The following is a 24,744-nucleotide window of genomic DNA, read 5'->3' on the forward strand; positions in this document are numbered from 1 at the left end:
ACAGGTGAGCATCAATAAATGCCTTGCCTGTGGTGTTTTTTTTCACCCGTTATATCGCAATAACGGGAGAGAACAGATTGGGATCAACGGCTACGGAAGATGATACGGCCTTTGCTCAGGTCATATGGGGTCAGCTCAACGGTAACCTTGTCGCCTGTCAGGATACGAATATAGTTTTTACGCATTTTTCCTGAGATATGAGCGGTAACGACGTGTCCGTTTTCTAATTCTACGCGGAACATCGTGTTTGGCAGAGTATCCAGTACAGTGCCTTGCATTTCAATGTTGTCTTCTTTGGCCATCTAATCCTCTAAGTTTTAATAACCATATTTTTTAAACGGCAAGATAATGCCGAAAATATTGTCCTATGTAAAGGAATGTTATTGGATAGCAATGGTGTTCACCTTGCTATTGCACTTAACATCCTTACCGTGACTTGCGTTTTACTAAGCTAGAGCAAAAGTAATAACAGAAGTCGTAATTCTTTATTTTGTGGTATTTATAACAATAAAATAGCAACACACCCTAACCACATAATGGGTGTGTAAGATAAAATTTTTGTATAAACCTTTTTGCATAAATAACAGAATGGCATCCTTAATTCTGTCTTAAATAAGAAGGGCTTTACAAAAACAAGCAGTGATTATAATTCCAACGATTGCTGATACCAACACTTTTTATCAATAATCACTTTTTTCCAGCGTGATAATGCATCTAAATAATGGTCGCGCGAGATCTCACTGGCACCTAACGAGGCAGTATGAGAGTTTAGCACCTGACAATCAAATAGTTGACCCCCATAACGAAGAAAATGGTTATAAAAAGCAATAAAGGCACATTTAGAAGCGTTATCTCTGCGACTAAACATCGATTCACCACAAAAAACCGCACCGATATTGACTCCGTATAGTCCACCTACGAGTTCATCGCCTTCCCATACTTCAACAGAATGTGCTTCACCTTGATGATACAGCGCTTCATAACCCTCTTTAATATCAGGGCCTATCCATGTGCCTTCATCACGAATAGAACAGGCCTCTATCACTGCAGCAAAGGCGTGATTTAAGGTTATTTTATACGGATGATGACGAATAAATTTACGCAAACTACGCCCAATATGTAAATCACCAGCAGGTAATACAGCTCTTGGATCAGGTGACCACCATAATGGCTCTTCGTAGGGGAAGTACCAAGGGAAGATACCTGATTGATATGCAACACGTAATCGAGAAGGGGAGATTTCTCCCCCTATTGCTAATAATCCATTAGGCTCTTTTAATGCTAAATGAGGCTCTGGAAATTCCAAATCACTATCGTCTAATTGAAACAACGGCATATTATGCCTCGTGAGTCGGAGTTAATAGTGCCTGTCTTTGGTGAAATTTAGCATAATGCCCTTGTTGTTTTAACAACAAAGCATGAGTGCCTGTTTCAACGATTTTTCCGCCATCCATAACGCAAATTTTATCCATTTTATCTAAACCGTGAAGTCGGTGAGTGATCATTAATACAGTTTTGCCCTGACAATGCTGATGTAAGAGAGCTAGGATCTGCTGTTCTGTATCGGCGTCAAGGCCTTCTGTTGGCTCATCAAGCAATACAAGAGGTGCATTGTGGAGTAGGGCTCTTGCCAGTCCTAAACGTCGCTGTTCGCCCCCAGAGAGCTGTCTACCACCATCGCCCATCCATGCGTTTAACCCTTCATCATTTTCCAAAATGTGCCCAAGGCCAACTTGTTGAAGTGCATAGACTAGCTCTTCATCCGTTGCCTCTTCTTTTGCCATAATTAAGTTTTCTCTTAGGGTATGACTAAAGACATGAACACGCTGAGGAACAACAGACATCATTGAACGCAGAGTCGTTTCATCATAATCGGCAATAGATGAATTATTTAAGCGGATTGTGCCGTGGGTTGGATCAAAAGCGCGGTTGATTAATTGCAATAGTGTTGATTTACCACAACCTGTTTTTCCTAACAATGCAATGTGCTGTCCCGCTTCAATCGTTAAATCTACATGATTAATAACTTGCATCGGTTGAGCTGGATAAGTAAAGCACACATTATGTAGGGTAAGTGAAGCACTCTTTTTTCTTTCTTCTCCTTTTTCAGGGAAAGTGACATCTGGTTTTTGCTCAATTAAATGAGAAATACGTGTTGCAGATGTCATCACTTGTCCTAAATGTTGGAATGCAACAGTAACAGGGGCTAAAGACTCAAATGCTGCCAATGCACAGAATGTGAATAAAGCAATTAGGGCTTCAGGCATAAAGCTATGGTCTATCCCATCGGCTGCCAACCATAGAATTAAGGTTGCAGTCAGCCCTGAGGCGAGGATCATCAATGATTGCGATAACCCTGTTAAGTTTGCTTGTTGTGCTTGTCGGTGTAACCACTTGGCTTCAAGTTGCGCTAAATTTGCTCTAAAACGAGGTAGCGCACCAAAAACAGTTAGTTCTGCTTGCCCTTGTAACATGCTAGTTAGTACAGTGCGATATTGTCCACGTAAATCAGTCAGATCTCGGCCGATAGGTTTACCTGCATAATAGAACACAAAAGGTAAAACAATCAGCAAGGTGAGCATAATGCCACCTAATGTATTAGCTAAGCGAGCATCAATTAACCCAAGGCCAAACATAATCATCATAATGACGACAAAAGCGGCAATAATAGGTGAGATAACACGAATATAAAGGTGATCTAATGTTTCAACATCAGCTACTAAGCGGTTAAGTAACTCACCTTGACGAAAACGTGCAATTCCACCGGGAGAAAGAGGCAAGATTTTTTCAAAGGTGAATACCCGTAAGTGTGATAACACGCGAAATGTTGCATCATGACTAACGAGTCTTTCAAAATAACGGCCCGCAGTACGAAATATCGCCGCACCACGAACTCCTGCAGCAGGTAGCATATAGTTAAAGCTATAAATCCCCGCAAAACCAGCTAGAGAAGTACCCGCTAAAAACCAACCTGATAGTGTTAAAAGGCCAATGCTCGCCAATAAAGTTAAGATAGCAAGAATAATACCTAGCAATAACATAAACCAGTGGCGACGATAGAGTGCGAGAAAAGGAAGCAATACTTTCATAATTAAAGTTCCTCTTTACGATGAGCAAGAAGACGAGCAAAAGCCCCTTGTTGCTGGCTTAATAACGCATAAGTGCCCGTTTCGATAATTTGACCTTTTTCCATTACCCAAATCTGATCGTAACCTAATGTTTCTTCCAATAAATGAGTAACAAGCAACGTAGTTTGATTTAATGATGCATTATTGAGTGCATGCATCACACGTTGTTCGCTATGGGAATCAAGGCTTGCTGCTGGTTCATCTAGTAATAATAATTGGCAAGGGGATAATAGAGCACGAGCTACGGCAATTCGTTGTGCTTGACCAACAGAAAGACGAGCAGCACTATCGCCAATGACTGTATCTAACCCATCAGGTAAATCGTTAATAAAATCGCTGACATAGGCTTTTTCAATAGCCAGATTAATTTGTTCTGAACTGGCATTTGGAGCGCTTAAACGTACATTATCAAGTAAAGTTTGTTCAGGTAAATTTGGATTTTGTCCCACCCAACTTAAACATTGACGCCATGCTTCAGGTGAAAGCTGAGTTAATTCAATACCATTAACTTTTAATGAACCACGATAAGGTAAAAAACCTAAAAGGGCATTTAATAATGAGCTTTTTCCTGCGCCACTTTGGCCTACAATCGCAATACGTTGCTGAGGATTAATTGTAAAACTTAATGGGCCTGCTAATTTTACGCCTTGATGTGATAAAACCTCTAGTTCATGTGCCGTTATTTCAATACTTTCATTTGCATTGATACGCTCATTACCTGCTAATTGTGGTTTTTCACCATCAGCCTCTAAAAACTCAACCAGAGACTCTGCTGCGCCCACGGCTTGCGCTTTTGCATGATAATAAGTACCTAAATCTCGCAAAGGTTGAAAAAATTCAGGAGCAAGGATCAGCGCTAAGAAACCTGAAAAGAGGGTAACACCCAAACCATAACTACCAAAATTAAGTTCACCTAAGTAAGAAAACCCGAAATAAACAGCAACAACAGCAATAGAAACAGCGGTAAAAAATTCCAATACGCCAGAAGATAGAAACGCCATTCTTAGCACTTCCATCGTGCGTTTACGGAAGTCTTCTGTTGCTTCAGTAATTTGTTTTACTTCGGCATTACCACGGTTAAATAGCCGTAATGTGTCTAATCCTCTTAATCTATCGAGGAAGTTACCACTTAAACGACCTAAAGCGAGAAAATTTCTACGGTTAGCATCTGCTGCACCTAAGCCAACTAATGCCATAAATAGCGGGATCAGCGGGGCAGTAAAGAATAAAATTAACCCCGCAACCCAGTTAACAGGAAATAGGGTGATAAGGATAAGAATAGGCACAATAGCGGAAAGATACATCTGTGGAAGATAACGTGCATAATAATCTTGCATATCTTCAATTTGTTCTAGAATAATTGTTGCCCAGCTTCCCGCTGGTTTGCCTTTAACCCAAACAGGGCCTAATTCTTCAAGTCTATCAAGGACAATTTTACGAATTTGTTGCCTAACAGCCATACCACAGCGATAACCAACACGCTCTCGTATAGCCATTACTGCTGCACGTAAGATAAAAATACCAATAAGAGTGAGAAAAGTAGGTATATGTGTATCACGGTTAATACTATCCATGATAAATGCTTGAAGTAAAACAGCTAATAACCATGCTTGAGCAATAATTAATAAACCGCTTACAACACCTAGGATCATTGATAGCCGTAGCCATCGACGGGCTGGAGCACTTTGCTGTTTCAGCCATCGAACCAATTCATTTTGTTTAGTTTTATCCATAAGAAAAGATTCAAATTTGCAGGTGAGATACAAAGTATCAGAAAGGCCAAGGGTAAGTAGTTATACGCTTTGGCAACCAGGCTAGTATGTTACATGGTAAAAGGCGCTACTGAAATAGCGCCTTGAAAGGAAGTGATGATTTTAGTTGGATTTTTGTGCGTCTAAGTAACGTTCTGCATCTAAAGCGGCCATACAGCCTGTTCCTGCAGAGGTAATTGCTTGACGATAAATGTGATCCATTACGTCACCTGCTGCAAAAACACCCTCAATTGAGGTTTGAGTTGCATTACCCTGTGTGCCTGATTGTACTTTGATGTAACCGTTATCTAATTCTAATTGTCCATCAAAAATAGCCGTATTAGGGCTATGTCCAATGGCAATAAACACACCCATAACATCTAATTCTTCGGTTTTATCGCTCTTAGTATCTTTTAAACGAACTTTGGTTACACCCATATCGTCGCCAAGAACTTCGTCTAAAGTACGATCAGTATGCAAAATAATATTGCCACTGTTTACTTTGTCCATTAAACGATTAATTAAGATTTTTTCAGAACGGAATGAATCACGGCGGTGGATCAGATGAACTTCGGATGCAATATTGGCTAAATACAGAGCTTCTTCTACTGCAGTGTTACCGCCACCAACGACAGCGACTTTTTGGTTACGATAGAAGAAACCGTCACAGGTTGCACAAGCAGAGACACCACGGCCTTTAAAAGATTCTTCTGAAGGTAAGCCGATATAACGTGCAGAAGCACCTGTAGCGATAATTAATGCGTCACAGGTGTATTCTTGTTCATCACCAAATAGGCGGAAAGGGCGGTTTTTCAGATCGACTTTATTAATATGGTCAGAGATAATCTCTGTATTAAATTTTTCAGCGTGCTGAAACATGCGATCCATTAAGCCTGGGCCTGTTAACCCTTCAGGGTCACCGGGCCAGTTTTCGACTTCTGTTGTTGTTGTCAGCTGACCGCCTTTTTCAACACCCGTAATCAGTACTGGTTCTAAGTTTGCTCTTGCAGCATAAACGGCGGCGGTATAACCCGCAGGGCCTGAACCTAAAATAATAAGTTTGCTATGTTTGATGGTGCTCATGTGTACCTCATCTCTGATTAGGCGTGATGCGAATTGGGGGATTGTAGGAGAAATAAGACGTTAAAAAAAGCCAATGACGAGAAATAGACATAATATTTTAGCTATTTTAGCAATAGTTAATACTAATATAGTTTAATAATTATAGAGTTATATTGGGCTAACATCATCGAATCAACATGAAACATTTTGCTTTACAATTGATGACTATCTTGCGTATATAGAGAATAACATAGCGCCTTGTTCTGATTTTTACTCATTTGCTTTGACAATCCGCTGTACATTTGCGAAAACATGATTGTTAAAGATAATTATCTTCGGATGTTATAGGTACAATTTTTCGACAGACAGGGTGTAAGATAGTTACTTTGCGATATTTGCTAATGAGTATTTAGATAAAATAGATGTTTTATCTGGCATTAAAAGAAAATAGATTGGTAGTTTGCTCTGACCGTTTGATACCGAAGTTTCGACATTGATGCTGAAGGTGTACAGGTATGGGTATAGGAAAATAAAGTAAGAGAAAAAGAGAAAGAGAGTATAGAGATGATTGATAATAAAAAACGTCCGGGTAAAGATCTTGATAGAATAGACCGGAATATTCTAAATGAGCTCCAAAAAGATGGTCGTATTTCAAACGTTGAGTTATCTAAACGTGTTGGTTTATCACCAACGCCTTGTTTAGAGCGTGTACGTCGTTTAGAGCGCCAAGGATTTATTTCTGGGTATACTGCGCTGTTAAACCCTCATTACCTTGATGCATCATTATTGGTATTTGTGGAAATCACACTAAACCGTGGCGCGCCAGATGTTTTTGAACAATTTAATATGGCTGTTCAAAAACTTGAAGAAATCCAAGAATGTCATTTAGTTTCTGGTGATTTTGACTATCTGTTGAAAACTCGTGTACCTGATATGTCTGCTTACCGTAAATTGCTGGGTGAAACTCTGTTACGTCTTCCGGGTGTTAATGACACACGTACTTACGTGGTTATGGAAGAAGTTAAACAAAGTAACCGTCTTGTAATCAAAACTCGCTAAGCCAACTTAATAGGTTGGTGCAAAGCAGGAAAAAATTAGGTACACTCCTGTTTATGCATACAGTTTCAACGCTGAGATATCTCAGCGTTGTTCCGTTTTAATTTAACCCTAAGTTAAACCTGGAGAGCCCTCTTTGAGCCAGGAATATACAGAAGACAAAAATATTCGCTTAACAAAGATAAGTAACCGTCGTCGTGTTTGGGAAGCTATTCTCATTTTAATCGGGATTGGTGCTGTCTTTTTGATGGTTTCTTTATTTAGCTTTCACCCCTCTGATCCTAGCTGGTCACAAACCACATGGAATGAACCTATTCAAAACCTAGGTGGCAGTATCGGAGCATGGTTAGCTGATATCCTATTTTCAGCATTTGGCTTACTCGCCTATGCTATTCCCGTTGTGGTTGTTTTTGGTTGTTGGAATTCACTGCGCTACCAAAAAAATCGCGAATATACTGATTTTTTCTCCCTTGCACTTCGCACGATTGGCGCCTTGGCTCTGGTTTTTACCTCTTGTGCATTAGCTGATCTTAATTTTGATGATATCTATAATTTTAGCTCAGGCGGTGTTATTGGCAGTTTATTTAGTAAGGCATTATTACCTTGGTTTAATGTATTAGGCGCAACACTTGCACTGTTATCTGTTTGGGCAGTTGGTTTTACATTATTTACAGGATGGTCGTGGCTAACGATCACCGAAAAAATTGGTGCAGTTATCCTTGGTACGGTGGGTTTTATTACTAATCGAGGCCAACACGATGCTGAATACGAAGAAGATGATAACACTCAAGATTTTGTTGATGATGTTACTGAGCATTCAAATCAAACAGAAAAACAAGCATCAGAACTAACAACAGAAGAGAGTGATGACATCTTATTTTCTGCACCGTCAGCACTTGAACTTGCTCGTCAGCAAGATATTGATTCCTCGAAACCGCCTAAAACGCAACAAGAAGATGATTTACCTTCATTCAGTGCAACAAATGATACCGACGATCATGTTCAAACATTAACGCCAGTTACACCTGTTATAGCGGAGTCTGTAGTAGAAAACGCGTCCGAAATAACAGAAGAAACACCAGAACATTACCGTTTTGATATTCCTGAAGCCTTCCTTAAAAAAGATATTCAGCCAGAAGTTAGTGCTTCGCAACATTCTGTTTATTCAATTCCAGAAGAGAACATATCTTCTGTGAAGCCATTAGTTGAAAATAATCCTATTGCACAACCTGTAGATAGTTTTATGCCTGTTGGACGAGCTGAACCTACATTTTCAATGGCGCCAGATAGCGATGATACCTTAACACAAGCCGCAACGGTGACTGCCGGAGCCGCAACAAGTGCCCTAATAAGCCACGGAGCACAAGTTAAACAAGGTTTAGGGCCTGAATTGCCACGACCAAATCCAGTACGTTTGCCTACTCGTCGAGAGCTTTATGGTATTCATATTCCTTCGCAGCGTGAAGCAGAGCTACGTCGCCGTGAAGAAGCTGTTCAATCAGAGCCTGAAGATGAATTAGCTGATATCCAAGAGCAAGCGAATTTTGAACAGCAATTACGCCAACAATTTCTTGAACAGCAACGTGAACGTTATGGCGACGAAGCTGATGAGGTTATTGAGCAATCTGCCTCTCATTATGAGCCGAATATTGAGACGCCACTTTCTTCCTTTAATCATCAACAAGATAATTATCGAGACGAACCTACTGTTACTGCAAATACATTCTCTTCAGCAGAAGATAATAGCAATGATCTCGATGAGAATGAGCTTTATGAACAGCAACAGCTAGCTGCACAATTTAAGCAACAATTGCAGGATCGTTATGGTGATGAGGTTTCGTTAGATGATGACGAAGATGAAGTTTTACCTCAAATATCAACATCAGCATCTTCATTACAAGCAACTACGGGTTATCAACCTCATATTCAACATTCGTTTGCCTCACAATCAGCAAAACCAACGCAAACAATGGAGAAAAAAGTAGAGTATCCAACCAGTAATGCGTTTTTACAAATCTCACCTCGTGATGATGAAGAGGAAGAGTACACCCCAAAAATTGAATTAGAAAGAGAACTCACCGCATTAGAAGCTTTCTCACCTATTGATGATTTATTGGATGAAGAGCCAATAGAGCCAGTATTTACGCCGATTGTTTCTGAACCTGTTACGCCACCTGCGGCTCCTCAAACTGCATCGCAATCACGTATTGAACCACAGCCCAATATGGCTCAGCATTTTGGACAGCAACAGCAACAGCAACAGCAACAGCAACAGCAACAGCAACAGCAACAGCAACAGCAACAGCAACAGCAACAGCAACAGCAACAGCAGCAAGAATCATTAATTCATCCATTCTTGATGCGTAATGACAGACCGCTGCAAAAACCAACCACGCCAATGCCTTCTCTGGATCTGTTAACAACACCGCCAGTAGAAGAAGAACCTGTTGATATGTTTGAGCTTGAGCGTATCGGTAAACTTATTGAGGCTCGCCTTAATGATTATCGTGTTAAAGCCAAGGTGGTTGGTATTTCACCGGGGCCTGTTATCACGCGATTTGAACTTGAACTTGCGCCAGGTGTTAAAGCTGCGCGTATTTCAAATTTATCGCGGGACTTAGCACGTTCATTGTCTGCCATTGCGGTACGTATTGTTGAAGTCATTCCTGGAAAACCCTATGTAGGACTGGAATTACCTAATAAAAAACGTCAAACCGTATATATGCGTGAGTTGTTAGATAGTGATGCATTTCGTGATAGTCGCTCCCCACTGACTGTTGTTTTAGGTAAAGATATTGGTGGACAACCCGTTGTTGCTAATCTTGCTAAGATGCCTCACTTACTGGTGGCAGGTACAACAGGTTCAGGTAAATCTGTCGGTGTGAATGCGATGATCATCAGCATTCTCTATAAAGCGAAACCAGAAGATGTTCGTTTTATTATGATTGACCCTAAAATGCTTGAATTATCAGTGTATGAAGGTATTCCGCATCTTCTGACTGAAGTTGTTACAGATATGAAAGATGCCGCAAGTGCGCTGCGATGGAGTGTGGCGGAAATGGAGCGTCGTTATAAATTAATGTCCGCGCTTGGTGTACGTAACCTTGCGGGGTATAACGAAAAAATTAAAGAAGCTGAAGCAATGGGCCGCCCAATTCCAGATCCATCCTGGAAGCCAACAGACACTATAGCGACGGAAATGCCAACGTTGGAAAAAGAGCCTTATATCGTGGTTGTGGTCGATGAATTCGCTGATTTAATGATGACTGCGGGTAAAAAAGTGGAAGAGCTGATTGCTCGCTTAGCACAAAAAGCGCGTGCTGCAGGTATTCACCTCGTACTTGCAACACAAAGGCCTTCAGTTGATATTATTACCGGTTTAATTAAAGCTAATATTCCTAGCCGTATTGCCTTTACAGTTTCAAGCAAAATTGACTCTCGAACTATTTTAGACCAAGGTGGTGCTGAATCATTATTAGGCATGGGTGATATGCTTTATGCACCGAATGGTTTTGTGCCTGAGCGTGTTCATGGTGCTTTTGTTAGCGATGATGAAGTACATGCTGTGGCAACTGACTGGAAAGCACGAGGTCGTCCACAATATATTGAAGCTATTACTAAATGTGGTGAAGAAGGCGAAAGTGGTAATGGTGGTGGTTACGACGATAGTGAAGAGCTTGATCCTTTATTTGACCAAGCGGTAGAATTTGTTGTTGAAAAACAACGTGTTTCTATTTCTGGTGTACAACGTCAATTTAGAATTGGCTACAACCGTGCCGCAAGAATTGTAGAGCAAATGGAGATGCAAGGTATTGTCAGTACGCCAAATCACAACAATACGCGTGATGTACTTTCACCACCACCTTCTGATATGTAATATCTTGAAAACTCAGTTATCAGCTAATGAGATAGCATGATAACCTGCACAATATCATTAAAATTTATACGCCGACATTATGTCGGCGTAATCTCATGCCGAGGCTTGTAGAATGAAAAAAGTATTATTTGCAGTGTGTGCGATGACATTAATAAGTAGCCAAGCCGCTTGGGCTGATGCGCGTCAAGATCTGCAACAACGATTAAATAAAGTAAATAGTTTTCAAGCTAACTTCAGCCAAACTGTCACTAGCAATGAAGGTGCCCTTATTCAAAAAGGGGAAGGAAATTTAAAAGTACAACGCCCTGATTTGTTTAATTGGCAAATGACCGCACCTGATGAGAGCACACTGATTTCTGATGGTAAAACATTATGGTTTTATAATCCTTTTGTGGAGCAAGTTACTGCTAGCTGGCTTGAAAGTGCTACAACCAATACTCCGTTTATGTTGATCGCGCGTAACGACAGTAAAGAATGGCAAAATTATGAAGTTAAACAAACGGGTGATCGTTTTGAGCTAACGCCAAAAGTAGAAAATAACTTAAAACATTTTACGATCACCGTGTTACCTAATGGGCAAATCCAGCAATTTGCTGCCACAGAACAAGATGGCCAGGTGAGTAATTATCAACTAACTGCTCAAACAGCTGCGCCAATTGATGCATCCGCATTTCGCTTTACACCTCCTGCGGGTGTGACTGTGGATGACCAACGTCAGTGAGGATATTTTGAGTAATTTATCACTCGATTTTTCACGCAATGAGTTCCAACCTCTGGCTGCAAGAATGCGGCCTGAAACATTGGAGCAATATATCGGGCAAACGCACTTACTTGCCGAAGGTAAACCATTACCTCGTGCTATTAAGGCGGGGCAATTGCACTCCATGATTTTATGGGGGCCACCAGGCACAGGGAAAACAACCCTTGCTGAGATTATTGGTCGCTATGCACAAGCTGATATAGAACGTTTATCTGCGGTAACATCGGGTATTAAAGAAATCAGAGAGTCTATTGAAATTGCGCGCCAAAATCGTAATGCTGGGCGTAGAACAATACTATTTGTTGATGAAGTTCATCGTTTTAATAAAAGTCAGCAAGATGCTTTTTTACCTCATATTGAAGATGGCACGATCACTTTTATCGGCGCAACGACTGAAAATCCCTCTTTTGAATTAAATTCTGCGTTGCTATCCAGAGCAAGGGTTTATCTATTACGTTCATTAACCGAAGCAGATATTGAACTAGTGCTACAACAAGCACTAGATGATCCTGAACGTGGCTTAGGTGGGCGCAATATCATTTTACCTAATGACACTCGTAAAATGATTGCACAATTGGTTAATGGTGATGCACGTCGTTCGTTAAATTTGCTTGAAATGATGGCTGATATTGCCGAAGTAGATAGCCAAGGAAAACGCATGTTGACACCTGCGTTACTCACTGAAATCAGTGGTGAGCGTAGTGCGCGTTTCGATAATAAAGGCGATCGCTTTTACGATCTTATCTCTGCATTGCATAAATCAGTAAGAGGATCTGCACCCGATGCAGCACTTTATTGGTACGCAAGGATCATAACAGCAGGTGGTGATCCACTTTATGTTGCTCGCCGTTTATTGGCAATCGCATCAGAAGATGTAGGTAATGCTGATCCTCGTGCAATGCAAGTCGCTATTGCTGCATGGGATTGTTTTACGCGTGTAGGGCCTGCTGAAGGTGAGCGCGCGATTGCGCAAGCCATTGTGTATTTGTCTTGTGCTCCCAAAAGTAATGCAGTTTATACCGCATTTAAAGCAGCCATTGCAGATGCCAAAAGTAAACCTGATTATGATGTGCCTGAACATTTGCGTAATGCGCCAACAAAACTGATGAAAGAAATGGGGCTTGGTGCTGAGTATCGTTATGCGCATGATGAGCCTAATGCGTATGCGGCAGGAGAGGTTTATTTTCCTAAAGAAATGGCCAATACGCAGTACTATTACCCAGTAAAAAGAGGGTTAGAGATCAAGGTTGCAGAGAAATTAGACTGGCTTTCTCAACAAGATCAAAATAGTGCTACAAAACGCTATCGCAAAATGTAAAGATGCGGTAAGGTTATTAAATTATCATTAATTTCTTAACTATGCCTTGTCTCAGATATCTTTTTTATAAGATAGGAGAGAAGGTTTTTATTAATCTATCAATAAGCACAGGATAAGCATGCTCGATCCAAATCTACTGCGTAATGAGCTAGACGCGGTCGCCGAAAAACTGGCTCGCAGGGGGTTCACCCTCGATGTGGAAAAAATCCGTCAACAAGAAGAACGCCGTAAGGTGTTACAGGTTGAAACCGAATCCCTGCAAGCAGAACGTAATTCTCGATCGAAGTCCATCGGTGCGGCAAAAGCGCGTGGTGAAGATATTGAGCCACTTCGTCAGGAAGTTAACCTGTTAGGTGAAAAACTTGAAGCTGCAAAAGCAGAACTTGAAGTTCTTCAAGCGGAAATCCGTGATTACGTTTTAACTATCCCGAATATGCCAGATGATGCTGTGCCAAATGGTAAAGATGATAGCGAAAACGTAGAGGTTTCTCGTTGGGGCACACCAAAGACTTATGATTTTGAATTAAAAGATCATGTGACTTTAGGTGAGCTGACTGATGGTTTAGATTTCGCTTCTGCGGTGAAAATTACGGGTTCACGTTTTGTTGTGATGAAAGGTCAAATTGCACGTTTACATCGTGCTATCACACAATTTATGCTGAATCTGCATACCGAAGAGCACGGTTACCAAGAAATGTATGTTCCTTACTTGGTTAACCACGCAACTCTGTACGGTACTGGTCAGTTACCTAAATTTAGTGAAGACTTATTCCACACTAAACCGTTAGAAGAAGAAGCAGAAAGCCAATATGCACTTATTCCAACAGCAGAAGTCCCTGTTACTAACATGGTAAGAGATGTTATTCTCGAAGAAGACGATTTACCATTGAAAATGACGGCTCATACACCATGTTTCCGTTCAGAAGCAGGCTCTTATGGTCGTGATACTCGTGGTCTTATTCGTATGCACCAATTTGATAAAGTTGAGCTGGTTCAAATTGCTCATCCTGAAAAATCAATGGAAGCATTAGAAGAGCTAACAGGCCATGCTGAAAAAGTGTTGCAATTACTGAATCTGCCATATCGTAAAGTTGTGCTTTGCACTGGTGATATCGGTTTTGGTTCACGCAAAACTTACGACTTAGAAGTTTGGGTTCCTGCTCAAAACACATACCGTGAAATATCTTCATGCTCAAATATGTGGGATTTCCAAGCTCGTCGTATGCAAGCACGTTTCCGCTCTAAAGGTGACAAAAAGACTCAACTGGTTCATACATTAAATGGTTCTGGTTTAGCAGTAGGTCGTACTTTAGTCGCAATCATGGAAAACTATCAAATGGCTGATGGCCGTATTGAAATTCCAGAAGTGTTACGTCCTTATATGAACGGTTTAGAATATATCGGTTAATTATTCTCTAATTAATTGAGTATTAATAATTTAACCCTCTGCTTAGGCAGGGGGTTTTTTATTATCTATAACAAATATTTATCACTATTAATTTATTTTATGGTGACAGTTAAATCTAGATTGTAAGATAATCACAAAGTAAAAATTCAATAATAAAACCAATAGAAATAATTTAATTCTAAGGTATGCCATTTTTGTTTATTTCATTTTCATTCCCTGCTTGACAATTCCTCTCATTAACATTAATTTGGATTTCTAGATGTTTAGCCGTCTAGATTTCCATTTAATGAGTGAGTTGATTAAAATGATAACACTAAAAAATGTCAGCAAAATTTATCAGCGAGGGAAAAAGCAAACTGTTGCTGTTGATGATATTAATTTGAATATTGAGCAGGGAGATATCTTTGGCATCATTGGTTATAGCGGTGCTGGGAAAAGTAGCTTGATCCGACTATTAAATCGCTTAGAGCCTGTTAGCAAAGGTGAGGTGATTGTAGGTAAATATAATATTACTACCAGTAGTGAGCGTGAGATCCGTAAAATTCGTCACTCGATTGGCATGATTTTTCAACACTTTAATTTATTGTGGTCACGCACAGTTAGAGAAAATATTGAATTTCCACTCGAAATTTCGGGCTTAGATAAAAAACAACGTTCTCAGCGAGCGAGTGAACTTATGACGTTGGTTGGGCTTGCTGATAAAGCAGATGAATATCCATCAACATTAAGTGGTGGACAAAAGCAACGTGTGGGTATTGCTAGAGCGCTAGCAAACAATCCTGATGTTTTATTATGTGATGAAGCAACATCTGCATTAGATCCAAAAACAACACAAACAATTTTAGCATTGCTTGCTGAAATTAATAAAAAAATGAATATTACGATAGTGTTGATCACACATGAAATGCAGGTTGTAAAAGCAATATGCAACAAAGTTGCAGTTATTGAACAAGGAAGAATAATAGAACAGGGTGAAGTGCTAAAAATATTTAACCAGCCCAAACATAAAGTGACGCAACAATTTTTATCTCAATCAACACAGGTAATAGATAATAATGATGATATTGATAATATAAAACAACAAAGCACAGTAATAAGATTATTATTACAAGAAGGTAAAAAATATGATTATTTTCTTTATGATTTGATTTCTAAATTTAATGAACCTATTAATTTGATAAAAGGAAATTTCTCACAAGAAAATGGGTTTATTTATTTACAATTAAATAATAAATCTAATGAAATTATACAATACCTTGAGAGCAATGATTTTAATATAGCGGTTGTGTGATATGAATGAAATACAAATTTTAATTAATAGTTACTTTCCTCATTTAAAGCTCAATGTCTTAGGAGAAGAAACATTAAATACTTTATATATGACATTAGTTTCGGGTCTATTATCTTGCTTATTAGGAATATTAATTGGTGTCACATTATTTTTAACAGCAAAAGAAGGTTATAAAGAGCAGATTTCTATTTATAGAGCACTTTCATTTATTGTAAACATTTTTAGGGCAGTTCCTTTTATTATTTTAATTATATTATTGTTTCCTTTTACTAAATTAATTGTGGGAACTATATTAGGTGTTAATGCAGCACTTCCTGCATTAGTGATTTCAGCTGCCGCATTTTACGCAAGATTGGTTGAATTAGCACTACGTGAAGTTGATAAAGGTGTCATAGAAGCAAGCCTTTCAATGGGAGCTAATTTACCTACATTAATATTTAAAGTGTTATTGCCTGAATCCTCGCCAGCGCTTGTTTCTGGTCTAACGGTAACGCTGATTTCTTTAGTGGGTGGAACAGCTGTTGCCGGCGCAATAGGTGCAGGTGGGTTAGGTAATTTAGCTTATTTAGAAGGATTTCAGCGCAGTCATCTTGATGTGGTTTGGGTAGCTACATTTGTTATTTTATTGATTGTATTATGTATTCAGCTATTGGGAGATAGTGTTGTAAGAAATATAGATAAACGCTAATCAAAGAATAAACTTAATTAAAAATCAAATTTAAAAATAAGGTTATAACAATGAAATTAACAGTATTTAAAAAACTGGGGTCACTGCTACTTGTCAGCTTAGCTTTATCTGCATGTAAGCCAACTGATGAAAAGTCAGAAAATAAATTAATTATAGGTGCATCAAGTACACCTCACGCAGAAATTCTAGAATTTATTAAACCACAATTAGCAAAAGAAGGATTAGAGTTAGATATTCGAGTCTTTAATGACTATATTATTCCTAATCAGGCATTAGCGGAAAAAGAATTAGATGCAAACTTCTTTCAACATGTGCCTTATTTAAATAAAACACTTGCTGATCACCCTGACTGGAAATTAGTATCAGCAGGTGCAGTACATATGCACCCTTATCGTTTTTTCTCACAGAAATATAAAAGCTTACAAGATCTACCGAATGGTGCAAAAATGATAAGTAGTAATAATCTGGCACAGCATGGACATATATTAAAACTATTCCAAGACGAAGGGATAATTAAATTACGTGAAGGCATCGATCCTGATGATTCTACAATTGATGATATTGTAGAAAATCCTCGTAATATAAAATTCCTATTTACTTATGATGGTCCATTATTACCACAAATTTATAAAAATGGTGAAGCGGATGTTGCTTCTATTGATGGACACTTTGCTATTAATGCGGGGCTAGATTTAACCAAAGAAGTCATTTATACCGAGCCTGCTGCAAACAGTAAGTTTGCCAATGTGGTTGTGATTAGAGAAGAAGATAAAAATGACCCACGTATTGCTAAATTAATGACGCAATTACGAGCTCCAGAAACCAAACAATTTATTCTAGAAACGTTTAAGGGCGAAGCTGTTCCGGTTCCATAATATTATCTGTGGCAAAGAATTTGTGATCAAATAGTCAGTGGAGCAAGAAATTGTTCCACTTTTTTGTTTATAACAAGAGCTATTATAAAAAGGTTTTTAATAAAGAAATGACTATTTAACAAAAATATAACGCAATCCTTCATTGGTTAAACCGATCACGGCAGATCCTATTTATGCTGTTAAATTAGACCTATCGCTCGAATTTACCTCAATTATTTTATGACGTTTCTATTTAAATAGAACCCTACAAAAGAGCATATTCTATGATAGTTTCTAAACCGCAGTTACATCAATTAATTAAAAATAAATTACATCATGCTGGGCTAAATGAAACCCATGCAGATACGGTGGCTGATGTCTTAGTCCATGCTGATGGTAAAGGCATTCATTCTCATGGTGCTGTGCGTGTAGAGTATTATGCAGAGCGCATTAGCAAAGGTGGTACCAATACTACACCTAATTTTACTTATACTGAAACGGGGCCTTGTAGCGCTGTATTTGATGGCGATAATGGCACAGGCCATGTTGCCGCGAAAGATGCAATGGAACGCGCAATTAAAATGGCACAGGAGAAGGGCGTCGCAGTCGTTGGTGTAAGACGAATTGGTCACAGTGGCGCACTTTCTTATTTTGTCGAGCAGGCATCACAAGCAGGAATGATAGGTATCTCACTTTGCCAATCTGATCCTATGGTTGTTCCTTTTGGTGGCTCAGAAGTGTATTACGGCACAAACCCTATTGCGTTTTCTGCCCCAGGCGTAGGTGATAAACATATTACATTCGATATGGCGACAACAGTACAGGCATGGGGCAAGGTACTTGATGCGCGTTCACGTCATGTCGATATCCCTGATACTTGGGCGGTAGATGAAAGCGGAAAACCTACGACAGATCCTTTTGCGGTAAAAGGCTTATTGCCCATTGCTGGCCCTAAAGGTTATGGTTTGATGATGATGGTCGATGTGTTATCAGGTATTTTGCTTGGGCTTCCTTTTGGTAAACATGTCAGCTCGATGTATCACGATTTAACGCAAGGACGAGAGTTAGGCCAATTACATATTGTAATTAATCCTGCATTCTTTACTGATGCGACATTATTTAGAGAGCATATCTCACAAGTTATGGGGGAATTAAATGCGATTAAGCCGGCCCCTAATGTAGATAAAGTTCTCTATCCTGGTGAGAATAGTCAAATAGAAGAACAAAGAAGCGAAAAAGAAGGCATTGAAGTTGTTGATGAAATTTATAACTATTTGATCTCTGACGTACTTTACAATAAATCTTACGATAATAAAAATCCGTTTGCAGGCTAGTAAGATTTATTTTAGCTAATAAAAAGCAGTAGATGAGATTGCTTCAGTCTACTGCTGTTTTATTTAGGCTGTTAACGCTAATATTAGCTTACTAATTTTCCAATATTGGATTCAGCGGTTTTATTTAGAGAAATTGTACCATTTCCATTGATGCCACCGTTATTTCCTCGGCTACCTACATTATGGTGATAAAAAACGTCACGATAAGAGCCATACATCGCAGTGTAAGAAAGAGGAATAGTAATCAGTAAACCTAAACCAAATGGAATAACACTAATAGCAATAATAAAGAACAGTAAAATAAAGAAGAAGAACCCACCAGATAAGTTTATTTTTACTGCTGCGAGGCTCGCTTTAACAGCAGGGAATGCTTTATAACCATTGACTAATACAAGCGCAGGAACAAACCAATAGGCTGCAGTACTTAACGCACCAAAAATAGCGATAATAACAAAAAATAATATAAATCCAGACGAGTTATCCATCATCATTTCAGCAATGATTTCTTCAGGATAATCGCTATTGATAGCATAAAAAATATCCATCATAGCGGCACTGCTGACGATAAATGCAAGAATAAAACCTACAAGTAAAATTAGGAAACTAATACCATATGCGCCCATCAAGCTAAGGTAACGTTTGTTATAAAAGCCAAAGAATAAAGTATCAACATCAATACGTTGAGTCTCATATTGTTGATGAGCAATTGCCACGACACCTGCGGCTAATACAGTAGTAACAAAAGGTGAAATGATTGGACCCAATAGCGGAATGAATCCAAGAATGGTTGATATAATAAGACTAACGATAAAGTAGATAATAATAACGCCTATCCACATCCAAAAACGTTCTTTTATTAAATCCCATCCGAGTCCTAGCCAGCGAACACCACCTGAGGCGCCTCGCGCTTGAGGAATGGGCGTAAATACTTCTTGTGGCTCTGTTAGCGATGAATTGTTGTCTTGTTCCATTTCTTGTACCTGAATCCCAATGTCTTTGTTTATAAATATAAGCCCTCTATAATATCTTTTTGTTTTGTTATTAATCAACTGTATTAAAGCTAATATAGGTTAAGGATAATCTTATTATGAGGTTAACTTCATTTAGCCTATAAAAATATTCAATGTGAGTTTGATAAAAGCAGAATAAAGATAATTAATTATCTTTTTGATAAAGGACTAGTTTATTTATAAGTATATAAAGAAATTAAAGTTTAATTATGATGAAGTGTTACATTGCTCACCTTAAGTTCATACCATATTTCTTATATTAAAATATACGTAAATTAAATAAGGAGTATGTCATGGGGATTAAAACAGGCCCTAAACCTATTGCAAAAACGACAGGTGAAACAGATAAACGACAAAGAGTAACACCTGAAAATAAGAAGAAGCACCCTGATCTTAAAGATCATGATCATAAAAAAGGTGATTGATATAAATTTTGTTAATTTTAGTAAAACAAAAAAGCAGCGCTTAAAAACGCTGCTTCTTAAATTAATTCTAAGTAGAAGAATTTAATACATTACTTTATGGCCGTAAGACTCAAGAATGGATTTAACATTTTCCATCGTCTCTTTTGACGGTGGATGAATACCATCTAGTTTATATTCTTCGCCTAAAGCTACCCATTTATGTTTGCCGAGTTCGTGGTAAGGTAGTAGCTCTACTTTTTCGATGTTTTTCATATCTTTAATAAATTCGCCTAAACGATGAGCAGAATCATCATCGTCAGACCAACCCGGAACAACCACATAACGAACCCATGTTTTTTGGCCTCGTTTGGCTAAATAACGGGCAAATTCAAGTGTACGTTGGTTTGATACGCCCACTAATTTTTGGTGAATTTCATCATTGACTTGTTTTAGGTCGAGCATCACCAAGTCAGTAGCATCCATTAATTCATCAATAACGGGATCATAACGACGAACAAAGCCGTTAGTATCTAAGCAAGTATGGATATTTTCTTTTTGACATGCGCGGAACCAATCGCGCACAAATTCTGCTTGCAAAATCGCTTCGCCACCAGAAGCAGTAACACCGCCACCAGAAGCATTCATAAAATGACGATAGGTAACCGCCTCTTTCATTAATTCATCAACTGTGACGATTTGCCCACCATGAGTATCCCAAGTGTCACGATTGTGACAATAGAGGCATCTCATTAAGCATCCTTGAAAGAAAACAATGAAACGTATTCCGGGACCGTCAACAGTACCGCAGGATTCAAATGAGTGGATACGACCAAGTACGGACATAACAGGGTTACTCCAAAACTGTCTAGATAAAAAGGCCCCAAAGTAGGGGCCTTTATTCTAAGCGATTTTATCTACTTTCTCAGTAAATAAATGCATATAGTTATCTTTATTACATTGTTTGTGTAAATGTACGGGTGATAACGTCTTGCTGTTGCTCTTTAGTCAGTGAGTTAAAGCGAACTGCATAACCAGAAACACGGATAGTTAACTGAGGATATTTCTCAGGATCTTCCATTGCTTCTAACAGCATTTCACGGTTCATCACGTTAACGTTCAGATGCTGACCACCTTCAATGCCGGCTTCGTGGTGGAAATAACCATCCATCAGACCTGCAAGGTTCGCTTTACGAACATCATCATCTTTACCTAATGCATTAGGTACGATTGAGAAGGTGTAAGAAATACCGTCTTTTGCATAAGCAAATGGCAGTTTAGCAACTGAAGTCAGTGAAGCAACAGCACCTTTTTGGTCACGACCGTGCATTGGGTTAGCACCTGGTCCGAATGGCGCGCCTGCACGACGACCGTCTGGAGTGTTACCTGTTTTCTTACCGTAAACAACGTTTGAAGTGATAGTCAGGATAGACTGTGTAGGTACCGCATTACGGTATGTACGCAGTTTCTGAATTTTCTTCATGAAACGTTCAACTAAGTCACAAGCGATGTCATCTACACGAGAATCGTTGTTACCAAATTGTGGGTATTCGCCATCAATTTTGAAGTCAATCGCTAAGCCGTTTTCATCACGGATTGGAGAAACTTTTGCATATTTGATTGCAGACAGTGAGTCAGCTGCAACAGACAGACCTGCGATACCACATGCCATTGTACGATATACATCACGGTCATGAAGTGCCATCAGAGCTGCTTCATAGCTGTATTTATCGTGCATGTAGTGGATAACGTTCAGCGCAGTGACGTACTGAGTTGCTAACCAATCCATAAAGTGATCCATTTGGTTCATCACAGTATCAAAGTCTAAGACTTCATCCATGATTGGCGCATGTTTTGGACCTACTTGGATTTTCAGTTTTTCGTCAACACCACCATTGATGGTATACAGTAAGGTTTTCGCTAAGTTTGCACGAGCACCGAAGAACTGCATTTGTTTACCAACAACCATTGGGCTAACACAACATGCGATTGCATAGTCATCGCTGTCAAAGTCAGGACGCATTAAGTCATCATTTTCGTACTGGATTGAAGAAGTATCAATTGAGACTTTTGCTGCGTATTTTTTGAAGTTGATAGGCAGTTGTTCTGACCACAGGATGGTCATGTTTGGTTCTGGAGATGGACCCATTGTGTACAGGGTATTTAAGAAACGGAAAGTATTCTTAGTTACCAGAGTACGGCCATCTAAACCCATACCCGCTAAAGATTCTGTTGCCCAGATTGGGTCACCAGAGAACAGTTCATCATATTCAGGAGTACGTAAGAAACGAACCATACGTAATTTCATGACTAAGTGGTCAATTAATTCCTGAGCTTGTTCTTCTGTCAGTAAACCAGCTTCAATATCACGTTGGATGTAGATATCTAAGAATGTAGATACACGACCAAATGACATTGCAGCACCGTTTTGAGATTTAACAGCGGCTAAGTAACCGAAGTAAGTCCATTGTACTGCTTCTTTTGCGTTTTGAGCTGGGCGAGAAATATCGTAGCCGTATTTTGCAGCCATTTCTTGGATTTGACCTAAAGCAGCATGCTGCTCTGCGATTTCTTCACGCAGTTGGATGGTCATTTCCAGATCTTCGCCTTTTTCCATTCTTTCTTGTAAAGAAGTGAATTGAGCGAATTTATCTTTACGCAGGAAGTCGATACCGTACAGTGCAACACGACGGTAGTCACCGATGATACGGCCACGACCATAAGCATCTGGTAAACCTGTTAAGATACCAGATTTACGGCATTTCATGATGTCTGGAGTATAAACATCGAAAACGCCTTGGTTGTGAGTTTTACGATAATCAGTAAAGATTTTTTTCAGTTCTGGGTCCAGCTCACGGTTGTAAGCGTGGCAAGAACTTTCAACCATACGGATACCACCGAATGGGATGATCGCACGTTTCAGAGGTGCATCAGTCTGTAAACCTACGATTTGTTCTAAATCTTTAGTGATGTAACCCGCATCGTGTGATGTGATAGTTGAAGCAACAGAAGTATCAAAATCAACCGGCGCATGTGTGCGGTTTTCGATTTTGATGCCTTCCATAACTTGTTCCCAAAGTGTATCAGTTGCTTTAGTGGAACCTGCTAGGAAAGATTCGTCGCCTTCATATGGAGTATAGTTTTTTTGGATAAAATCACGAACGTTAACACCGTTCTGCCATTCACCTTCAGAAAAACCTTTCCATGCTTCAGCAAATTTTTCATTTAAATCAGACATGATACTTCTACCTTTTTACAATGGAACTTAAGAAATCAGTCATACCTGCACGGATTAATGTTTGTCACCGCGCAGATGCATTAACCAGTATACCAGACCGACTAGGACTGCCCCGCCAATAATGTTACCGATAGTGACAGGCAATAAATTATCAGAGAGAAAATTTGATACCGTTAAATTTGAAAATTGTTCGGGTGATGCACCTACTTTAGTCCAGAATTCTGCGGGTGCAAAATTCTTAATAACAATACCTAAAGGAATAAGAAACATGTTAGCGATACTGTGCTCAAAACCGCTAGCAACGAACATACCTATAGGTAAAATCAGTGCAAAAAGCTTATCAATAAGTGTACGACCTGCATAGCTCATCCATACTGCAAGACAAACCATTAAGTTAGCTAGAATGCCTAAACAAACTGCTTCGATAAAAGTGTGTTCAACTTTATGTTGTGCAGTTTGTAAAACGTTTAGCCCCCAAAGCCCATTTGCAGCCATATGTTGGCCAGCAAACCACATTAAGGCAACAAAAAAGAGTGCGCCAATGAAGTTACCAAGATAGACATTTATCCAGTTAGCAAACATTTTGCCCCAAGATATACGTCCAGTCGCTTTAGGAATAATAGTCAGAACAGTTGAGGTGAATAAGTCCGCGCCACAAACGACGACGAGCATTAACCCCAGAGAGAAGCAGATCCCGCCAACTAATTTAGCCAGCCCAAATGGAACAGATGCGGTGCCTGTAGTAGCAGTAATATAAAAAACAAAAGCAATTGATATAAACATTCCCGCAGTAAATGCAGATAAGTAAGTCGTTGGAATATGTTTATTTGCTTTATAACAACATGCATCATCGGCAACTTTTGCCATATCAGCAGGTGATAATAAATTAAAAGGGCTGTCAGCTTTCATACTAACACTCTCTTATATGTTGGAATAATTATAGCACGCAATAATAGTAGCAAAGGGGCTTACTTCTAAAATTGATATGGATCATGGTCGCTTATTAGAAACCCGATTTTAGTGCGTAAAAACCCGCTATTTTGGCTATAACTATTTGATTTATAAAATAAAAAAATTTTTTAAAAATTATCAAAAAATTTTAGACTAGCTGGATAAATAAAGTAAAAAGTAAAGATAAAGTATTATTTAGACCTCGTATGTTAAGAATTAAAAATCAAATTTAACGCCTTATTTACTTTTGCCATAAATATAAACATTACTTTATTTGTGGTTAATCATGATTGATTACTCCAGACATATAACCATTATAAAAATAAGGTTTTTAAATTTTTGAGATCTGGTTAAACAAATAGCAATTTAAACTGTATTTAAGCTATATTCTTAGTGCAAAAGTTCAATATATGTTTACAGTGTCGTATTAAATATCTTAAATCGTCAATTTTGCCATATTTTGACAATTTTGTCGGATGGCATATTTGTCAAGTTGACAAAATTGTCAAAAAATTATTTTTAGCAAAATAAAACACTCTACTTTTCAATAGAGTGTTTCAATTTAAATATGCGCTTATTATTCAGTTAAATTTAGTGATTATTTAATAAATCATCCT

At 38.9% G+C, this 24,744-nt stretch carries 19 protein-coding genes; 10 read left to right on the forward strand and 9 right to left on the reverse strand.

The genetic code is table 11. The annotated features are described in order from the left end of the window. Positions 1–83: 83 nt before the first annotated feature. The 5 genes from infA to trxB all read right to left on the reverse strand — a co-directional run bounded on the left by infA (position 84) and on the right by trxB (position 5,962). Complete coding sequence (infA, locus tag DK866_RS10010; RefSeq protein ID WP_004244560.1) at positions 84–302, reverse strand: translation initiation factor IF-1; 219 nt, start codon at positions 300–302, stop codon at positions 84–86. Positions 303–643: 341 nt separating this feature from the next. Continuing rightward, entirely contained in the window at positions 644–1,336 is a 693-nt protein-coding gene (gene aat / locus DK866_RS10015) for a leucyl/phenylalanyl-tRNA--protein transferase (protein ID WP_109408781.1), read from the reverse strand. Between the two features lies 1 nt (position 1,337). Then, a complete protein-coding gene (gene cydC, locus DK866_RS10020; protein ID WP_109408782.1) occupies positions 1,338–3,089 on the reverse strand; it encodes a heme ABC transporter ATP-binding protein/permease CydC in 1,752 nt (583 codons plus the stop codon). A 2-nt stretch (positions 3,090–3,091) separates the two neighbouring features. Next, positions 3,092–4,861: a heme ABC transporter permease/ATP-binding protein CydD gene (gene cydD / locus DK866_RS10025; protein WP_109408783.1), complete on the reverse strand. Its 1,770-nt coding sequence runs from the start codon at positions 4,859–4,861 to the stop codon at positions 3,092–3,094. Positions 4,862–5,002: 141 nt separating this feature from the next. After that, complete coding sequence (gene trxB, locus DK866_RS10030; protein ID WP_036938142.1) at positions 5,003–5,962, reverse strand: thioredoxin-disulfide reductase; 960 nt, start codon at positions 5,960–5,962, stop codon at positions 5,003–5,005. Positions 5,963–6,505: 543 nt separating this feature from the next. Between trxB and lrp the strand changes: the two genes are divergently transcribed. The 9 genes from lrp to allD all read left to right on the forward strand — a co-directional run bounded on the left by lrp (position 6,506) and on the right by allD (position 18,527). Next, positions 6,506–7,000 (forward strand): leucine-responsive transcriptional regulator Lrp, encoded by a 495-nt coding sequence (gene lrp, locus DK866_RS10035; protein WP_004244566.1) that lies wholly within the window; start codon positions 6,506–6,508, stop codon positions 6,998–7,000. 133 nt (positions 7,001–7,133) lie between these two features. After that, complete coding sequence (locus DK866_RS10040) at positions 7,134–10,874, forward strand: DNA translocase FtsK 4TM domain-containing protein (RefSeq protein WP_109408784.1); 3,741 nt, start codon at positions 7,134–7,136, stop codon at positions 10,872–10,874. A 112-nt stretch (positions 10,875–10,986) separates the two neighbouring features. Beyond that, positions 10,987–11,595: an outer membrane lipoprotein chaperone LolA gene (gene lolA / locus DK866_RS10045; RefSeq protein WP_109408785.1), complete on the forward strand. Its 609-nt coding sequence runs from the start codon at positions 10,987–10,989 to the stop codon at positions 11,593–11,595. Positions 11,596–11,602: 7 nt separating this feature from the next. After that, positions 11,603–12,952, forward strand: coding sequence for a replication-associated recombination protein A (locus DK866_RS10050; protein ID WP_109408903.1), 1,350 nt, complete (start codon positions 11,603–11,605; stop codon positions 12,950–12,952). 118 nt (positions 12,953–13,070) lie between these two features. Further along, on the forward strand, positions 13,071–14,360 hold the full coding sequence (serS, locus tag DK866_RS10055) for a serine--tRNA ligase (RefSeq protein ID WP_072069685.1): 1,290 nt from the start codon (positions 13,071–13,073) through the stop codon (positions 14,358–14,360). A gap of 304 nt (positions 14,361–14,664) precedes the next feature. After that, entirely contained in the window at positions 14,665–15,651 is a 987-nt protein-coding gene (locus DK866_RS10060) for an ATP-binding cassette domain-containing protein (protein WP_109408904.1), read from the forward strand. 1 nt (position 15,652) lies between these two features. Continuing rightward, positions 15,653–16,339, forward strand: a complete 687-nt coding sequence (locus tag DK866_RS10065; protein ID WP_109408786.1) for a methionine ABC transporter permease — start codon at positions 15,653–15,655, stop codon at positions 16,337–16,339. Positions 16,340–16,389: 50 nt separating this feature from the next. Continuing rightward, the gene (locus tag DK866_RS10070) at positions 16,390–17,214 is read left to right on the forward strand and encodes a MetQ/NlpA family ABC transporter substrate-binding protein (protein WP_109408787.1); all 825 of its coding nucleotides are present in this window, start codon (positions 16,390–16,392) and stop codon (positions 17,212–17,214) included. Between the two features lie 263 nt (positions 17,215–17,477). Then, positions 17,478–18,527, forward strand: coding sequence for an ureidoglycolate dehydrogenase (gene allD / locus DK866_RS10075; RefSeq protein WP_109408788.1), 1,050 nt, complete (start codon positions 17,478–17,480; stop codon positions 18,525–18,527). An 83-nt stretch (positions 18,528–18,610) separates the two neighbouring features. On the opposite strand, the gene DK866_RS10080 is transcribed toward allD, so the two are convergent. Then, entirely contained in the window at positions 18,611–19,498 is an 888-nt protein-coding gene (locus tag DK866_RS10080; protein ID WP_109408789.1) for a BPSS1780 family membrane protein, read from the reverse strand. A gap of 332 nt (positions 19,499–19,830) precedes the next feature. Here DK866_RS10080 and DK866_RS20265 point away from each other — a divergent pair, with 332 nt between their 5' ends. Next, entirely contained in the window at positions 19,831–19,962 is a 132-nt protein-coding gene (locus DK866_RS20265; protein WP_273802186.1) for a hypothetical protein, read from the forward strand. Positions 19,963–20,043: 81 nt separating this feature from the next. On the opposite strand, the gene pflA is transcribed toward DK866_RS20265, so the two are convergent. The 3 genes from pflA to focA all read right to left on the reverse strand — a co-directional run bounded on the left by pflA (position 20,044) and on the right by focA (position 24,085). After that, entirely contained in the window at positions 20,044–20,784 is a 741-nt protein-coding gene (pflA, locus tag DK866_RS10085; RefSeq protein ID WP_036938126.1) for a pyruvate formate lyase 1-activating protein, read from the reverse strand. 109 nt (positions 20,785–20,893) lie between these two features. Continuing rightward, complete coding sequence (gene pflB / locus DK866_RS10090; protein ID WP_109408790.1) at positions 20,894–23,176, reverse strand: formate C-acetyltransferase; 2,283 nt, start codon at positions 23,174–23,176, stop codon at positions 20,894–20,896. Positions 23,177–23,230: 54 nt separating this feature from the next. Continuing rightward, a complete protein-coding gene (gene focA, locus DK866_RS10095) occupies positions 23,231–24,085 on the reverse strand; it encodes a formate transporter FocA (protein WP_109408791.1) in 855 nt (284 codons plus the stop codon). Between the last annotated feature and the right edge of the window lie 659 nt (positions 24,086–24,744).

It is taken from the genome of Proteus genomosp. 4 str. ATCC 51469, assembly GCF_003144375.1.
GTDB lineage: Bacteria > Pseudomonadota > Gammaproteobacteria > Enterobacterales > Enterobacteriaceae > Proteus.

Coding starts and splice junctions, on each gene's coding strand:
- infA (WP_004244560.1), bottom strand. CDS start 302: ATGGCCAAAGAAGACAACATTGAAATGCAAGGCACTGTACTGGATACT.
- aat (WP_109408781.1), bottom strand. CDS start 1,336: ATGCCGTTGTTTCAATTAGACGATAGTGATTTGGAATTTCCAGAGCCT.
- cydC (WP_109408782.1), bottom strand. CDS start 3,089: ATGAAAGTATTGCTTCCTTTTCTCGCACTCTATCGTCGCCACTGGTTT.
- cydD (WP_109408783.1), bottom strand. CDS start 4,861: ATGGATAAAACTAAACAAAATGAATTGGTTCGATGGCTGAAACAGCAA.
- trxB (WP_036938142.1), bottom strand. CDS start 5,962: ATGAGCACCATCAAACATAGCAAACTTATTATTTTAGGTTCAGGCCCT.
- lrp (WP_004244566.1), top strand. CDS start 6,506: ATGATTGATAATAAAAAACGTCCGGGTAAAGATCTTGATAGAATAGAC.
- lolA (WP_109408785.1), top strand. CDS start 10,987: ATGAAAAAAGTATTATTTGCAGTGTGTGCGATGACATTAATAAGTAGC.
- serS (WP_072069685.1), top strand. CDS start 13,071: ATGCTCGATCCAAATCTACTGCGTAATGAGCTAGACGCGGTCGCCGAA.
- DK866_RS10060 (WP_109408904.1), top strand. CDS start 14,665: ATGATAACACTAAAAAATGTCAGCAAAATTTATCAGCGAGGGAAAAAG.
- DK866_RS10065 (WP_109408786.1), top strand. CDS start 15,653: ATGAATGAAATACAAATTTTAATTAATAGTTACTTTCCTCATTTAAAG.
- DK866_RS10070 (WP_109408787.1), top strand. CDS start 16,390: ATGAAATTAACAGTATTTAAAAAACTGGGGTCACTGCTACTTGTCAGC.
- allD (WP_109408788.1), top strand. CDS start 17,478: ATGATAGTTTCTAAACCGCAGTTACATCAATTAATTAAAAATAAATTA.
- DK866_RS10080 (WP_109408789.1), bottom strand. CDS start 19,498: ATGGAACAAGACAACAATTCATCGCTAACAGAGCCACAAGAAGTATTT.
- DK866_RS20265 (WP_273802186.1), top strand. CDS start 19,831: ATGGGGATTAAAACAGGCCCTAAACCTATTGCAAAAACGACAGGTGAA.
- pflA (WP_036938126.1), bottom strand. CDS start 20,784: ATGTCCGTACTTGGTCGTATCCACTCATTTGAATCCTGCGGTACTGTT.
- pflB (WP_109408790.1), bottom strand. CDS start 23,176: ATGTCTGATTTAAATGAAAAATTTGCTGAAGCATGGAAAGGTTTTTCT.
- focA (WP_109408791.1), bottom strand. CDS start 24,085: ATGAAAGCTGACAGCCCTTTTAATTTATTATCACCTGCTGATATGGCA.